This is a genomic window from Kerstersia gyiorum (genome assembly GCF_004216755.1).
Classification (GTDB): Bacteria; Pseudomonadota; Gammaproteobacteria; order Burkholderiales; family Burkholderiaceae_B; genus Kerstersia; species Kerstersia gyiorum.
Map to the genome: position 1 here is coordinate 41,210 of NZ_SGWZ01000003.1, position 14,805 is coordinate 56,014.

Below are 14,805 nucleotides of genomic sequence, written 5' to 3' on the forward strand. Positions count from 1 at the left end.
GCGTCCTGGCTCTCCGGCCAGGACGCTGTTTTACTTGCCCACCTATCAGGCGCGGCTCTGCGTCAGAGAATGATCCCGCCGCCCAGGCATACTTCGCCCTGGTACAGCACCGCCGATTGTCCGGGCGTCACTGCCCATTGCGGTTCATCGAAGGTCAGTGTGAAACCACCCTGCCCGTCCGCCGTCAAGGTGCAGGCCGCATCCTGTTGACGATAGCGGGTCTTGGCGGCATAGCGCCCTGGCGCCGGCGGTTCGCCAGCCACCCAACTGGCATCCTGCGCCGTCAGCGTGTGGCTGAGCAGCCACGGATGGTCGTGCCCCTGCACGGCGTAGAGAACATTTTTCTTCAGATCCTTGCGCGCCGCATACCAGGCCTGAGCGGTGCCATCCTCGTTCTGATGTCCCTTGACCCCGCCTATGCCCAGGCCCTTGCGCTGGCCCAGCGTATGGAAGGCCAGGCCCTGGTGGGTGCCCAGCCGTTCACCTTCCGGCGTCAGGATGGGGCCGGGCTGGGTCGGCAGATAACGGTTGAGGAACTCACGGAAAGGCCGCTCCCCGATGAAACAGATGCCGGTGGAATCTTTCTTCGTGGCATTGGGCAACTGCAGTTCCGCCGCGATACGGCGCACTTCAGTCTTGGGAATTTCGCCCAGCGGAAACAACACGCGTGACAACTGCTCCTGGCTCAGCCGGTGCAGGAAATAGCTCTGGTCCTTGCTGCCGTCGAGCGCCTTGAGCAATTCGCTGCGCACGCCATGGCCTGAGGGCACGCGACGCACCCGGGCATAGTGACCGGTGGCAATCCAGTCCGCGCCCAGGCTCATGGCATGATCCAGGAAAGCGCGGAACTTGATTTCCGCGTTGCAAAGCACGTCAGGATTGGGCGTGCGGCCGGCGGAATACTCCCTCAGGAATTCCGCAAACACCCGATCCTTGTATTCCGCAGCGAAATTCACCGCTTCGATATCCACACCCACCAGATCGGCAACGCTGGCGGCATCCAACCAGTCTTGCCGGCTGGAGCAGTACTCGGAATCGTCGTCATCTTCCCAGTTCTTCATGAACAGGCCGACGACCTCATAGCCCTGCTGCTTGAGCAGCCAGGCGGAAACGGAGGAATCGACGCCGCCGGACATGCCGATCACGACACGGCCGCGGGAAGGAGCGGAAGAAGAAGCAGTCATGGAATTCGCAATGCGGCGGCGCGACAGGCCACGCCGCCGTCTATGACAGTGAAATGCCCAGATCAGGCAAGGCCTTACCAGGCGATGATCTTGCCCGGGTTCAGGATATTGTTGGGATCGAAGGCATGCTTGAGCGAGCGCATCAGTGCAATCGCATCCTCGCCATGCTCTTCGGTCAGGAACTGCATTTTATGCAAGCCCACGCCATGTTCGCCAGTGCAAGTGCCGTCGGCGTCGATTGCGCGGCGCACGATGCGGTGGTTGATGGCCTCGGACTCTTCCCATTCTTCCTTGCTTTCCGGGTCCAGCATCATCAGCACGTGGAAGTTGCCGTCACCGACGTGGCCCAGAATGGTGGACGGAAAGCTAGCCTTGGCCAGATCTTCCGCCGCTGCCGTGACGTTCTCCGCCAGGCGGGAAATGGGCACGCACACATCAGTCGTGCTTGCCAGGCAACCCGGACGCAGCTGCACCGATGCAAAGTACGCATTGTGGCGCGCCGACCACAGGCGGTTACGGTCTTCCGGGCGTTCCGCCCACTCGAAGTTCTCGCCGCCATGTTCACGCGCCAGTTCCTGCACGATTTCAGCCTGCTCGCGCACGCCCTCAGGGCTGCCATGGAATTCGAAAGCCAACAGCGGCGTTTCGCGCAACGTCAGCTTGCTATGCTGGTTGACCGCACGCACCGAGGCTGCATCCAGGAATTCCACGCGTGCCACTGGCACACCCATCTGCACCGTGTCGATCACGCAGCGTACGGCGTCGTCCAGTGTGCTGAAGTTGCAGATTGCCGCCGACACCGCTTCCGGCAACGGGTACAGGCGCACCGTCACTTCGACGATGATACCCAACGTCCCTTCGCTGCCCACGAAAACGCGGGTCAGGTCGTAACCAGCGGAAGACTTGCGCGCCCGGCCTGCCGTACGCACCACCCTGCCATCGGCCGTTACGACCGTCAACGACACCACGTTTTCGCGCATGGTGCCATAGCGCACGGCATTGGTGCCCGAGGCACGGGTTGCCGTCATGCCACCAATACTGGCGTCGGCTCCCGGGTCGATGGGGAAGAACAGGCCGGTATCGCGCAACTCCTCGTTGAGCTGGCGCCGCAGGACGCCAGGCTGCACGGTAGCGGTCAGGTCGCCTGCATCCACCGACAGGATGCGGTTCATGGCCTGCAGGTTCAGCACCACGCCACCTTGCGCCGCCAATACGTGTCCTTCCAGCGACGAGCCTGCGCCATAGGGAATCAACGGCACGCCAAATTCATTACAGAGCCTGGCGACGAACACGACTTCTTCCGTCGATTCCGCAAACACGACGGCATCCGGCGGCATGACTGGATAAGGAGATTCGTCGCGGCCATGGTGTTCACGCACCGCAGCCGCTTCCGAACAGCGACTGCCGAAGCGTTCACGCAGGCGTTCCATGAAAACGGCAGGGATGGCACGAGGCGCCTGGATGGATTCGATATGGGCATTCATGATGGTTTGTCTTCCTGGCGCGTAAATCGCCGTCACCCTCAGGGCCGGATTTCAGCGCCGTTTATTATCAATAGAGACGCGGCCCAGGCCGCGCAGCCGCACTGCCCGCCGCGCCCGCATTCCGGCCGCCCACGGGCCTGCGCACGGCAGACGCCTGAAAAGCAGCGCGGGGAGGCGCCACGCGCAGGATCTCGTCCAGCGCCTGCGCCTCCCCGCAGGAAACGGGCCCGTTCCGCAGGAATCTTCCCGCGAGGACAGGCTGCGTTTAGGATAGCATTTTTATACCAACACTTCGCGGCGGTCATGCACCGCTGCGGCCAGCTGCTCCAGCACCGCAACAGACTCATCCCAGCCGATGCAGCCGTCGGTAATGCTCTGCCCGTAGACCAGCGGCTTGCCTTCCACCAGGTCCTGGCGGCCGGCCACCAGGTGACTCTCGACCATCACACCGACCAGCCGTCCATCGCCTGCACCGACTTGCGATGCAATATCCGCCACGACCAGCGGCTGGTTTTCCGGTTTTTTGCTGCTGTTGGCATGACTCGCATCTATCATGATGCGCGGGTCCAGACCATTGGCCAGCATCAGCGCACTGGCAGCTTCGACGCTGGCATGGTCGTAGTTGGGCTGCTTGCCGCCACGCAGAATGACATGGCAATCCTCGTTGCCAGCCGTGCGTACGATGGCAGAACGCCCACCTTTGGTCACCGACAGGAAATGGTGGGGCTGCGACGCCGCACGGATGGCATCCAGCGCAATCTTGACGTTGCCATCCGTGCCGTTCTTGAAACCCACCGGGCAAGACAACCCGGACGACAGTTCGCGGTGCACCTGGCTCTCCGTGGTACGAGCGCCGATGGCACCCCAAGCCACCAGGTCGGCGATGTACTGCGGCGTGATCATGTCGAGGAACTCACAACCGGCAGGCATGCCCAGCTCATTGATTTCCAGCAGCAGGCGGCGCGCCAGGCGCAGGCCGGCGTTGATATTGAAACTGCCGTCCAGGCCGGGGTCATTGATCAGTCCCTTCCAGCCTACGGTGGTACGCGGCTTCTCGAAGTACACCCGCATGATGATTTCCAGGCGGTCGGACAGCTGTTCGCGGATGGGCTGCAGGCGGCGGGCATATTCCAGGGCGGCAGCGGGATCATGAATGGAACACGGGCCAATCACGACCACCAGCCGGTCGTCCTCGCCATGCAGAATCCGGTGCACCGCCTGGCGGGCATCATGAACAACAGTGGAAGCTCTTGCCGAACACGGCAATTCGCTGATTACCTCAGCTGGTGTAGCCAGTTCCATGATTTCTTTGATCCGCAGGTCATCGGTATTGTGAGACACGGAGACACTCCTGTTTTAGATAATTTCTGCGCCAACTGCGCCCGACGACATACGAAAAAAAGCCGCCAGACAGTGCTGGCGGCTTTTTCAGGGAAACGGGTAGAAAACCTCAGGTACGACGCGTCCCTTCCTCCGCCAGCGGCATCGGAAAATAGTACGCAAAATAAAATCGTGCATTGAGGATGTTCATGTAATTCATGGTAGCACAAAAAATTCCGCCGTCACGCCTCATTTTCAGGCTATGCATTAGTTTTCTTTAAACGTGGCGAAAATACAAACACGGCGGCCTGGCCGCCATGTTTGTCATATGCGGGTGCCAGCCACACCGCTGCAGGCAAGGTTCAGGCGGTGCCGCCCACGGTCAGGCCATCCATGCGCAAGGTCGGCATGCCCACGCCGACCGGCACGCTCTGCCCTTCCTTGCCACAGGTTCCCACACCACCATCGAGCGCCATGTCGTTGCCGATCAGACTGATACGGTTCATGGCATCCGGGCCGTTGCCGATCAGCGTCGCGCCCTTGACCGGATACGTCACCTTGCCGTCTTCGATCATGTAGGCCTCGGACGCGGAAAAGACAAATTTCCCGCTGGTGATATCCACCTGCCCGCCGCCGAAATTGACCGCATACAGGCCTTTCTTCACCGAAGCGATGATTTCCTCGGGCGGCGTCTGCCCGCCCAGCATGTAAGTATTGGTCATGCGCGGCATGGGCAGATAGGCATAGGATTCCCGCCTGCCGTTGCCGGTAAGCGGCACATCCATCAATCGCGCATTGAGCGAATCCTGCATATAGCCGCGCAGGATGCCATCCTCGATCAGCACATTGTGCTGCGTGGCGTTGCCTTCGTCATCAACATTGAGCGAACCACGCCGCCCTTCAAGCGTACCGTCATCCACGACTGTCACGCCCTTTGAGGCAACGCGCTCGCCGACGCGGCCGGCAAAGACGCTGGAACCCTTGCGGTTGAAGTCACCTTCCAGGCCATGGCCGACTGCCTCGTGCAGCAGGATACCGGGCCAGCCCGGCCCCATGACCACAGTCATTTCCCCAGCGGGCGCGGGCCGCGCCTCAAGGTTGACCAGCGCCTCATGCACCGCGCGTTCCACATAGCCCTGCAGGATGGCATCGGTGAAGTAGGACAGGCCGGCGCGGCCACCGCCGCCACCATGGCCCATTTCCCGGCGGCCGTTCTGTTCGGCAATCACGCTGACGGACAGACGCACCAGCGGCCGGACGTCGGCCACCAGCCGGCCATCGCTGCCGGCCACCAGGATCACATCATGTTCCGCCCCCAGGCTTGCCATGACCTGTATGACGCGCGGATCGCGGCTGCGGGCCATGCGCTCGACGCGTTCCAGCAGCGCCACCTTGTCCGGTGCATCCAGGGTCAGCAAAGGGTCCAAAGACGGATACAGCGCCCGACCCACCGGCGCATCACCGGCAAGCACCTGCTGCCGTCCCGCTCCACGGCGGGCAATGCCGCGGACCGTGCGCGCCGACGCCAGCAAGGCCTCGGCCGACAGGTGATCGGAATAGGCAAATGCGGTCTTCTCACCCGCGATGGCGCGTACGCCCACACCTTGCTCGATGGAGAAGCTGCCGCTCTTGACCACGCCTTCTTCCAGGCTCCAGCCCTCGCTGCGGGTGTGCTGGAAGTACAGGTCGGCATAATCGACGCGGTGCGTGAAAATCTCACCCAGCGCGCGCGCCAGGTGGCTTTCATCCAGGCCCCAGGGGTCCAGCAGGACGGCCCTGGCGGTATTGAGGGCATCCAGCCCGGGATCAATTCGTTTCATAGACTCTTCAACAATTAATTGGGCCGCCGGAACCGTCACCCGCACGGGCAGCGGCTCGTTTCCCGGCAGCCAGCACCGGCGGAATCAGAGCACGCGATGGCGCAATGCAGGCAGGTCGGTGCGTATGCTGGCGATGCGTGCCGGGTCGACGACGCCGCTGACCACACCCGGCCCTTCTTCCAGTACGTCGACAATCTCGCCCCAGGGGTCGATCAGCATTGCGTGCCCCCAGGTGCGCCGGCCGCTGGCATGGCGTCCGCCCTGCGCCGGCGCCAGCACATAGCATTGGTTCTCGACGGCGCGCGCGCGCAGCAGCAGCTCCCAGTGGGCCTTGCCGGTCGTATAGGTGAAGGCCGCAGGCACCAGCAACAGGCTGACGCTGCCCATGGCCCGGTACATTTCCGGAAAGCGCAGATCGTAACAGGTCGAAAGCCCGACCCGCCCGCAAGGCGTATCGAACGTGCGGACTTCGCTACCGGCGCGAATCACGCGGGATTCATCGTAAGACTCCTGGCCGCGAGTGAAACTGAACAGATGGATTTTGTCGTAGCGCTGCACGCGCTGGCCATCCGGCCCGTACACCAGCTGGGCATTGAACAGCCGGCCCGCATCACCGCTTGCCAGCGGAATGGTGCCGCCAGCCAGCCAGATGCCATGGCGGCGCGCCTGCGCCGACAGGAATTCCTGCAAGGGGCCGGCGCCATCCGTTTCGATGATGGCGAGTTTGTCCTCGTCCTTCAGGCCGATCAGGCAGAAATATTCCGGCAAGGCCACCAGCCGCGCGCCGCCAGCGACCGCCTGGGCAATCAAGGCCTCGGCCTGCGCCAGATTTTCCTGTACGTCCGGTGTGGACACCATTTGTATGCCTGCCACCGGCAAGGCTGAATCAGCCGCCAATGCTTGCGCCGCGAGTTCCGACATGCAGTTTCCCCTGGATAACGCGATAGCCGGCAGGCACACGATGCCTGCCGCCTGCTGCCAGCGTTCATCCACGCCGGCGCATCGACAGGATCGTAGCAGGTTTCACCCAGGCGCTTCAGTCGCTCAATTGATAATTCACGCGCCGCACCTGGCCGTTATTACCAGGGAAATGATCGAAGACCGCCCTGAAGAGATAAGGTGCGACTTCCAGGCTTTCGGAATCCCCGGCCCCCACATGCTCGGCTGTCGAGCGATACACTTCTTTGCCTTCGTTGTCCTGGTCCTGGATCGTTACCGTCAGGCGGTATTCCTTGGCGGCCACCGGGCGCGTCACCCATTCGGGCGGCCCGCCCCAATAACCATAGCCGTAGCCATAGAAACGTGGCCGGAACCCGGGCGGCCCCATGCCCCACCAGATCGGTTCCTCGACCAGTGCCGTCACCGGCTTGATCTGGTAACTGAAGCCTGCCAGGAAGCGCGCCGGCGCGCCATCTCTGGCCTCGACCAGACCCGTTGCCCCGAGCGCGGCGCGCAGCATGTCTTCATAGGAAGAATATTCGAGGTTGCCGCGGCTCTGTTCGGGTGTGTCTATCCGGTAGGTCTGGCCTTCATAGCTGTCCGACCACTGCTGGAAGCTGGTCACGCGCGCCGAGATGCTGGACGCGCAGCCTGCCAGCATGAAGACGGCCAGGCCCAGGCCCAAGCGCCAGCCGGGCCAGCGCCCCCTGTGCGAGATTCCTGTTGTCCGGGACATGAGATACCTCCTGGCGATCGTAAGTCGTAAGCCTGGCTGAATATTCTATTGCTAAGACTGTCCCGCGCCCGAAAAGTTTTGTGCCGGCGGTTTTGTTCCTGTTTTCATGGGTTTCCGCACGCCTTGCCGCTGGGCCGGCGCGCAGCCCGGAACAGGCTTCAGTCCAACCGGCACAGTTCTCCGGTGCGGACGACTACAATGTAGCCGTCCAATCTCGAGCATGATGACATCGCTATGCGCCACGCCAGTCCGACCACAATCCTGCGCCAGGATTATCAAGCCTATCCGTTCCAGATTCCGTCGATCGAACTCGAATTCGACCTGGCAGCTGAAACCACCCGGGTCATCTCCCGCCTGCACGTGCAGCGCAAGCCAGATGCGCCTGCCCAGGCTGCCTTGGTGCTGGACGGCGAAGCACTGACGCTGCAATCCATCCATGTCGACGGCCAACTGCTCGACGCCAGCCGCTACCAGGTGGACGATGCCAGCGGCACGCTGCGCATCGACGGCCTGCCCGCCGATGCACAGGTACAGATCACCAGCCTGTGCCGCCCGGCGCAGAACACCACGCTGATGGGTCTTTACGTGTCTGGTGCCAGCCTGTTCACCCAGTGCGAAGCCGAAGGCTTTCGCCGCATTACCTGGTTTGCCGACCGCCCCGATGTCATGTCGCGCTATCGCGTCACGCTGCGCGCGAGCCAGGCCGATTATCCGCTGCTGCTTTCCAATGGCAACCTGATCGAAACCACTACGCTGGATGGCGGACGGCACCAAGCCGTCTGGGAAGACCCCCATCCCAAGCCCTGCTATCTGTTCGCTCTGGTTGCCGGTCAATTCGATTGCCGTGAAAGCCAGCTGCGTACCCGCAGCGGACGGGAAGCGCTGCTGCAGGTCTATGCCGACCCCGGTTCGGGCACGCAGACCGCCTGGGCCCTGGAATCACTGGAACGTTCCGTGCGCTGGGACGAGCAACGTTTCGGCCTGGAACTGGACCTGGACCGCTTCATGATCGTCGCCGCCCGCGACTTCAACATGGGCGCCATGGAAAACAAGGGCCTGAACGTTTTCAACGCAGCCTATGTGCTGGCAGACCCGCAGACAGCAACGGACGCCAACTACCGCGCCATCGAGGCCGTCATCGGCCATGAATACTTCCACAACTGGACAGGCAACCGCGTCACCTGCCGCGACTGGTTCCAGCTGAGCCTCAAGGAAGGGCTGACGGTCTTCCGCGACCAGGAATTCACCGCCGACATGATGGCTGCCGGCCTGGATGCCGAAGCAGCCGCCAGCGCCCGCACCATCAAGCGCATCGACGACGTAACCGTGCTGCGTGCCGCGCAGTTCCCGGAAGATGCCGGCCCGATGGCGCACCCCATTCGCCCTGACAGCTACCAGGAAATCGGCAACTTCTATACCGCCACCGTCTACGAGAAAGGCGCCGAAGTCATCCGCATGCAGCACACGCTGCTGGGCGAAGCCGGCTTCCAGGAAGGCATACGCGAATATTTCCGGCGCCATGACGGCCAGGCCGTCACCTGCGACGATTTCGTCAATGCAATGGAATCGGTCTACAAGCGCCTGCACTCCGGCAAGGACCTCGCCGTCTTCCGCCGCTGGTACGAGCAAGCCGGCACGCCGCGTGTGCGCGTCGAACTGGATTACGACGCCGCCACGCGCTCGTGCGTGGTCACGCTGTCGCAAAGCAACCCGCCGGTAGGCGTGGAAAAGGAACGCGGCGCGGATTTCATCAAAGCCCCGCTGCACATTCCGTTCGCCATCGGCTTCATCGCGGCCGACGGCCAGGCGCTGACACCCGTGCTCAACGGCCAGCAAGCCGATACCTTCCTGCTCGAACTCACCGAGGCACGCCAGCAGTGGCGCTTCGAGAACATGGCCTCGGCCCCGACGCCGTCGCTGCTGCGCAACTTCTCCGCCCCCGTCATCGTCGATTACGACTGGCAGGATGCCGACCTGGCATTGCTCTCGGCCCACGACGGCAACCCCTTCGCCCGCTGGGAAGCCGGCCAGGAACTGGCCGCCCGCCAGGTGCTGGCCAATGCGGCACGCCTGCGCGGTGGCGAACCAATGCACGCAGACCCGGTATTCGTCGACGCCTGGCGCGCCCAATTGAGCGCCCCCGGCCTGGACGCCGGCTACCGCGCCCGTGCCCTGGCGCTGCCTTCCGAGAAAGCGCTGGCGCAGCGTATGGAAAAAATGGACCCGCCGGCAATCGCTGCCGCACGCGACTTCCTGCGCGCCGAACTGGGCCGCACCCTGACGCCGCTGTGGCGCGCCGCCTACGACGCCAATGAGGTCGCCGGCCCCTATTCGCCCGACGCTCCTTCTGCCGGCAAGCGCGCGCTGCGCAACCTGGCGCTGGCCTACCTGCTGGCAGGCCAGGCCGAAGGCGCGCGCGAGCTGGCGCTGGCGCAATACGATGCCGCCAGCAACATGACCGACGGCCTGGCGGCGCTGACCGCCCTGGTCAATGACAGCCGGGATGCGGCCACCGAGCAACGCCTGGCCGCGTTTTACGAAACCTGGAAGCATGACCCGCTGGTGGTGGACAAATGGTTCGCCCTGCAAGCCAGTTCACGCGCCACCGACGTCGCCGCCGCCCGGCGCCTGCTGACTCATCCGGCCTTCACGCTGCGCAACCCGAACCGGGCCCGCTCGCTGGTCTTCCAGTTCTGCCTGAACAACCCGGCCGGCCTGCATCAGGCCGATGGCGCAGGCTACGCATTCTGGACCGAGCAAGTCCTGGCACTGGATGCCATCAACCCGGAAATCGCCGCCCGCCTGGCGCGTGCGCTGGACAACTGGGCCGCCCATGCCCCGGCGCTCAGCGCCCCGATGCGCGCCGCCATCGAACGCGTGCGCGCGCACCAGCCGTTGTCGCGCAACGTCGACGAGATCACCGCCAAGGCCCTGGCCCTTTGAATCCCCATTTCCTGTTTTTTCACTATTTTCTGGAACAACATGTCCCGTAAAACCCTGACTCAATACATGATCGAGCAGCAGCGCGACCACCAGTGCGTGCCCGAAGCGCTGCGCCAGCTCGTCGAAACCGTCGGCCGCGCCTGCAAGAGCATCGCCCACTCCGTGGGCAAGGGTGCGCTGGGCGGCGTGCTCGGCAGCCTGGAAAGCGAAAATGTCCAGGGCGAAGTGCAGAAGAAGCTGGATGTCATGTCCAACGACATCCTGATCGAAGCCAACGAATGGGGCGGCTGCCTGGCCGCCATGGCATCCGAGGAAATGGATACGATCCGCAAGATCCCCAGCCATTATCCGAAGGGTGAATACCTGCTGCTGTTCGATCCGCTGGACGGTTCGTCCAACATCGACGTCAACGTGTCCATCGGCACCATTTTCTCCATCCTGAAGACGGAACACGCAGGCCAGGACGCCACTGAAGCCGACTTCCTGCAACCCGGCAAGCAGCAGGTCGCCGCCGGCTACGCTGTCTACGGCCCGCAGACACTGCTGGTGCTGACCTTCGGCCATGGCGTGGTCGGTTTCACGCTGGACCGCGATATCGGCGCCTGGGTACTGACGCATGACAACATCCAGATCCCGGCAGATACCAAGGAATTTGCCATCAACATGTCAAACCAGCGCCATTGGGATGCCCCCGTCAAGCGCTATATCGACGAGTGCCTGGCCGGCGAAAACGGCGTGCGCGGCAAGAACTTCAATATGCGCTGGGTAGCGTCCATGGTGGCCGATGTGCACCGCATCCTGATGCGTGGCGGCATTTTCATGTACCCCTGGGATGCCCGCGAACCGTCCAAGCCCGGCAAGCTGCGCCTGATGTACGAAGCCAACCCGATGGGCTTCCTGGTCGAACAGGCCGGTGGCGCCGCCATTGATGGCCGCCAGCGAATTCTTGATGTACAGCCCACCCAACTGCACCAGCGCGTGAGCGTGGTGCTGGGTTCGCGCAATGAAGTCGAGCGCGTCGGCCAGTACCACCAGGAAGCGGACGCAGCAAAACGCTGATCCCGTCCGGCCGCCCCGGGTCGGCATTTGCCCCCCCATGCGGCCTTCGCCCGGCCAGCCCATCCGGCTGAACGAGGCATAGCGGAAAACGGCCCGCCCGATCATGAGAAACCGGGCGGGCCGTTTGGCGTTCACCGCAAGCTCAAGCGGCGCACTTACTGTGGTGTGACGCTCCAGACGCCTTCGGCGCTTTGCGCTACCTTCACATTGAAGACCGGTATCGGTGAATTATTACCACTATTTCCGCGGACTTCGCCCACCGGCAGGCGACGCGTCAGCAATTCCCCATCCTTGGCAGAGGACAATTGCACCGTGGCGGTACGTCCTGCAGCACGCGCATAATTATTGATGCCAATCTGGTATACGCCCGCCTGCAACACGTTCGCATCGCAACTGGCATAGTAGTGTTCCGGCCCATAGGCAATGACGTTGTCGGTATCCAGATAACCGCTCTGGCCGGGCCGGCTGGCATAATAGACATGCGCGCCTTGCGGTTCGAAGGTGTGCAGGTCGACATCACCTTCGCCATCCCAGGTCAGCGTCACGGTAAAGAAACCAGTTTCACCGACCGTCGTCGGCGTCTGAAGCTCACCCAGTGCCTTTTGCATCTGCGCCTGAACCTGGCCGCGTGCAGCACGCGTGCCGTCCAGATAGGTTTCGATCAGCTTGTGACCGGAAGCGTCTACCTTGGAAAACGGAATATTCAGGTTGGCGGCAGGCGTATTGCCAGCCACAGCCCGCAAGCCGCCGATGACCAGGTCGATATCCACCGTGGTGTATTCGCCATTGAGCGTCGGCGCCGCCGTGGCGATATGCACCACCTTGGCGCTGGCCGTGGAACCGCTGACCCTGACGGCTTCGTCATAGGCCTTGTTGACGAACAGATTCCCCTGGGAATGGGCCACCAGCAGCAACTTCTTGCGTTCCGTCACCAGCCCCTGGATGCGCGCGTTGTGACGGATGTAATCCGCCTCCGTGGGCGGCGTGGATGCCATGCCGGCCAGCAACGAGACCATCTTGGCCTTCACGGTGTCGCGCCAGGCCTGGTAGGCGTCGCCGAACGCCTGGTGGCTATCCTTCAGGCGTTCCCACAGCGAAGACTCGCCAGCGCCGCTCAGTGTGCTCCAGAAATACTCCCAGCGTTGCGCGAACACCCCGTCGATTTCCTCGGAACGCTGGATGAAAACTTCTGCAACATCTTCCAGGCTCGTGACATCCGGGCGATCGGCCAGCTTGCCGGAGGTGTTGTAGAACAGTTCGGACGTCACGCGCTCGCCATCATGGCTGTCGCCGGCCAGCAGCATCAGCCGCTCCATGCCGTGCGCGGCTTCGGTCGGATCGTTCCAGACACCGTTGAAAAAGCCCAGCACATAACCGCTGGTTTCGCACAGGCTGGCGGGTTCCTGTTGCGCCAGTGCGGGCTGCACGGCCGCCAGCGAAAGCGTGGCCGCAGCGGCCAGGCCAGCCGCGAACGAACGATAGGAACGCGCCAGGGGAAAGGGAGCAAACCCGAACCGCTTATTCATCGCCGCACCCATTGCCGTCAGGAGATTTCATGACATAGCCGTTGACGGCTTCCATGTAGCGCATATAGGCGCGGGCACGCGTTTCCGTGTTGGCCGTACGGTCGCGCAGGCCGGTCACGGTATTTTCGCCTGCCAGCACATCCGCTTCGCGGCGTACCACACACTTCACGCCAGCCATCTGCTGGGACACCACCTGGCGCAGCGCAGGTTCGTCGGCGACGTCAACCAGCAAAGCCTTCTGATTGGCAGCGGCCAGCTGCATCAGCGCCTGTTTCTGCGTCTCGTTGGCGGGCAGCTGCGTCACCCAGGCCTGGATGTCATCACGCACGCCATTGCCATCGGCATCCACGCCAGCCAGGCTGTCGCTGCGGTCCAGCGCGGGCAAGGTGCCATCCCGCTCCAGTGCTTCGATGCTCGCTGCCGGCGTATTGTCTTCAGGGGGAGTGCTGCCGCCGTCCGAGCCGCCTGAATCATCCCCGCCGCCGCAGGCCGCCAGGGTCAGGCTCAAACAAAACGGCGCAAGCCACGACTTGCGCAAGGAAACATTCATTATGTGTCGCTCCATGGAAGCATGCCTGCCCCGGCAGCGGCCTTGCGGGCACGCTGCCAAGGCCAGCTGCGGAAAAAGAAACCTGCCCGGCCGGACGCCGTCCACCTGGAACGGCGCCTCGCCCTGGGCAGGTATTCAAAAAATCCGCTGAATTCTAGTCTGGCAGGAGCTAAACAAATTATTTCCATTGTGTCTGGGCGTAGCCGAGCGGCTACGCCCAGACATCACGGCAGCAATATCGTCGCGCCGGTGGTTTCGCGCCGCTGCAGGGCATCCTGCGCCCGTCCGGCCTCGGCCAACGGCGCTCGCCGAGAAATCTGCGCCGCGAGCTTGCCAGCCAGAACCAGTTCGAACAGCTCATCCGCCGCGGCCTGAAGGGCTTCAGTCGTGGCAATGTGCGTCGCCAGCGTAGGCCGCGTCACATAAAGCGACCCCTTGGCTGCCAGGATGCCAAGGTTGACACCCGTCACCGGGCCGGAGGCATTGCCGAAACTGACCATCAGGCCACGCGGCGCCAGGCAATCCAGGGAATCCTCCCAGGTATCCTTGCCCACCCCGTCATACACCACCGGTACCTTGCGTCCTTCGGTCAGTTCCAGCACGCGGTGCACGATGTTTTCCCGCGAATAGTCGATCACCTGCCAGGCCCCTGCCGCCAGCGCGCGCTCGGCTTTCTCGGGGCTGGAGACCGTGCCGATCAGCTTGACCCCGAGCGCCCTGGCCCACTGGCAGGCCAATAACCCCACACCGCCGGCAGCGGCGTGGAACAAAATGGTTTCCCCGGCCTGCAGCCGATACGTCTGGCGGAACAGATACTGCACGGTCAGTCCCTTGAGCATCAGCGCTGCGGCTTCCTCATCGCTGACGCCCGCCGGTACCTTGACCAGGCGACCGGCCTCCATATTACGTACGCTTGCATAGGCACCCAGCTCGCTCTGACCATAGGCCACCCTGTCGCCCGGCGCCAAGCGGGTCACGCCTTCGCCGACTGCAATCACCTCGCCGGCTGCCTCATAGCCCAGGCCATGCGGCAGCGGCTGCTGGTACAGGCCGGTACGAAAATAGATGTCTATGAAATTCAGCCCGACCGCAGTCTGCCTCAGAGTGACCTCGCCCGGGGCGGGCGGTGGCACGTCGATATCCACCCATTCCAGCACTTCCGGACCGCCGTAACGGCGTATGCGCATTGCCTTGGCCTGTGTACTCATGTCGTTGCTCCTGTCGGGGGATGAACAAACCTGCGG

The 14,805-nt window shown here is 63.1% G+C and carries 11 protein-coding genes; 2 read left to right on the forward strand and 9 right to left on the reverse strand.

What is annotated here, in order from left to right:
- Positions 1 to 62: 62 nt before the first annotated feature.
- From mnmA to EV679_RS10115, 6 genes are all read right to left on the reverse strand, one after another.
- Positions 63 to 1,184: a tRNA 2-thiouridine(34) synthase MnmA gene (gene mnmA / locus EV679_RS10090; protein ID WP_068373882.1), complete on the reverse strand. Its 1,122-nt coding sequence runs from the start codon at positions 1,182 to 1,184 to the stop codon at positions 63 to 65.
- Between the two features lie 74 nt (positions 1,185 to 1,258).
- Positions 1,259 to 2,614, reverse strand: coding sequence for an FAD-binding oxidoreductase (locus tag EV679_RS10095; protein WP_372726452.1), 1,356 nt, complete (start codon positions 2,612 to 2,614; stop codon positions 1,259 to 1,261).
- A gap of 333 nt (positions 2,615 to 2,947) precedes the next feature.
- Positions 2,948 to 4,009, reverse strand: a complete 1,062-nt coding sequence (aroG, locus tag EV679_RS10100) for a 3-deoxy-7-phosphoheptulonate synthase AroG (protein ID WP_068373886.1) — start codon at positions 4,007 to 4,009, stop codon at positions 2,948 to 2,950.
- A 341-nt stretch (positions 4,010 to 4,350) separates the two neighbouring features.
- Positions 4,351 to 5,808, reverse strand: a complete 1,458-nt coding sequence (gene tldD, locus EV679_RS10105) for a metalloprotease TldD (protein WP_127773455.1) — start codon at positions 5,806 to 5,808, stop codon at positions 4,351 to 4,353.
- A gap of 84 nt (positions 5,809 to 5,892) precedes the next feature.
- The gene (locus EV679_RS10110) at positions 5,893 to 6,729 is read right to left on the reverse strand and encodes a carbon-nitrogen hydrolase family protein (protein ID WP_068373893.1); all 837 of its coding nucleotides are present in this window, start codon (positions 6,727 to 6,729) and stop codon (positions 5,893 to 5,895) included.
- 115 nt (positions 6,730 to 6,844) lie between these two features.
- Positions 6,845 to 7,483 carry a DUF4136 domain-containing protein gene (locus EV679_RS10115; protein WP_068373894.1) on the reverse strand — a complete coding sequence of 213 codons (639 nt, stop codon included), beginning with the start codon at positions 7,481 to 7,483 and terminating at the stop codon, positions 6,845 to 6,847.
- Between the two features lie 234 nt (positions 7,484 to 7,717).
- Between EV679_RS10115 and pepN the strand changes: the two genes are divergently transcribed.
- Both pepN and EV679_RS10125 read left to right on the forward strand, forming a co-directional pair.
- Entirely contained in the window at positions 7,718 to 10,426 is a 2,709-nt protein-coding gene (gene pepN / locus EV679_RS10120; RefSeq protein WP_127773454.1) for an aminopeptidase N, read from the forward strand.
- A 39-nt stretch (positions 10,427 to 10,465) separates the two neighbouring features.
- Positions 10,466 to 11,485 carry a class 1 fructose-bisphosphatase gene (locus EV679_RS10125; RefSeq protein WP_068373898.1) on the forward strand — a complete coding sequence of 340 codons (1,020 nt, stop codon included), beginning with the start codon at positions 10,466 to 10,468 and terminating at the stop codon, positions 11,483 to 11,485.
- A gap of 155 nt (positions 11,486 to 11,640) precedes the next feature.
- Here the strand turns inward: EV679_RS10125 and EV679_RS17870 are convergent, their stop codons facing one another.
- The 3 genes from EV679_RS17870 to EV679_RS10140 all read right to left on the reverse strand — a co-directional run bounded on the left by EV679_RS17870 (position 11,641) and on the right by EV679_RS10140 (position 14,769).
- The gene (locus EV679_RS17870; protein ID WP_242611461.1) at positions 11,641 to 13,011 is read right to left on the reverse strand and encodes a YfaP family protein; all 1,371 of its coding nucleotides are present in this window, start codon (positions 13,009 to 13,011) and stop codon (positions 11,641 to 11,643) included.
- Positions 13,004 to 13,561, reverse strand: a complete 558-nt coding sequence (locus EV679_RS10135; protein WP_068373901.1) for a hypothetical protein — start codon at positions 13,559 to 13,561, stop codon at positions 13,004 to 13,006. Before EV679_RS10135 ends, EV679_RS17870 begins: the two co-directional genes overlap by 8 nt.
- Before the next feature lie 224 nt (positions 13,562 to 13,785).
- A complete protein-coding gene (locus EV679_RS10140) occupies positions 13,786 to 14,769 on the reverse strand; it encodes a quinone oxidoreductase family protein (protein WP_130487136.1) in 984 nt (327 codons plus the stop codon).
- Positions 14,770 to 14,805: the final 36 nt, after the last annotated feature.

What these genes read in the sequence shown, in the direction of transcription:
- mnmA (WP_068373882.1), bottom strand. Translation starts at nt 1,184, where the DNA reads ATGACTGCTTCTTCTTCCGCTCCTTCCCGCGGCCGTGTCGTGATCGGC.
- EV679_RS10095 (WP_372726452.1), bottom strand. Translation starts at nt 2,614, where the DNA reads ATGGAACGCCTGCGTGAACGCTTCGGCAGTCGCTGTTCGGAAGCGGCT.
- tldD (WP_127773455.1), bottom strand. Translation starts at nt 5,808, where the DNA reads ATGAAACGAATTGATCCCGGGCTGGATGCCCTCAATACCGCCAGGGCC.
- EV679_RS10110 (WP_068373893.1), bottom strand. Translation starts at nt 6,729, where the DNA reads ATGTCGGAACTCGCGGCGCAAGCATTGGCGGCTGATTCAGCCTTGCCG.
- EV679_RS10115 (WP_068373894.1), bottom strand. Translation starts at nt 7,483, where the DNA reads ATGTCCCGGACAACAGGAATCTCGCACAGGGGGCGCTGGCCCGGCTGG.
- pepN (WP_127773454.1), top strand. Translation starts at nt 7,718, where the DNA reads ATGCGCCACGCCAGTCCGACCACAATCCTGCGCCAGGATTATCAAGCC.
- EV679_RS10125 (WP_068373898.1), top strand. Translation starts at nt 10,466, where the DNA reads ATGTCCCGTAAAACCCTGACTCAATACATGATCGAGCAGCAGCGCGAC.
- EV679_RS17870 (WP_242611461.1), bottom strand. Translation starts at nt 13,011, where the DNA reads ATGAATAAGCGGTTCGGGTTTGCTCCCTTTCCCCTGGCGCGTTCCTAT.
- EV679_RS10135 (WP_068373901.1), bottom strand. Translation starts at nt 13,561, where the DNA reads ATGAATGTTTCCTTGCGCAAGTCGTGGCTTGCGCCGTTTTGTTTGAGC.
- EV679_RS10140 (WP_130487136.1), bottom strand. Translation starts at nt 14,769, where the DNA reads ATGAGTACACAGGCCAAGGCAATGCGCATACGCCGTTACGGCGGTCCG.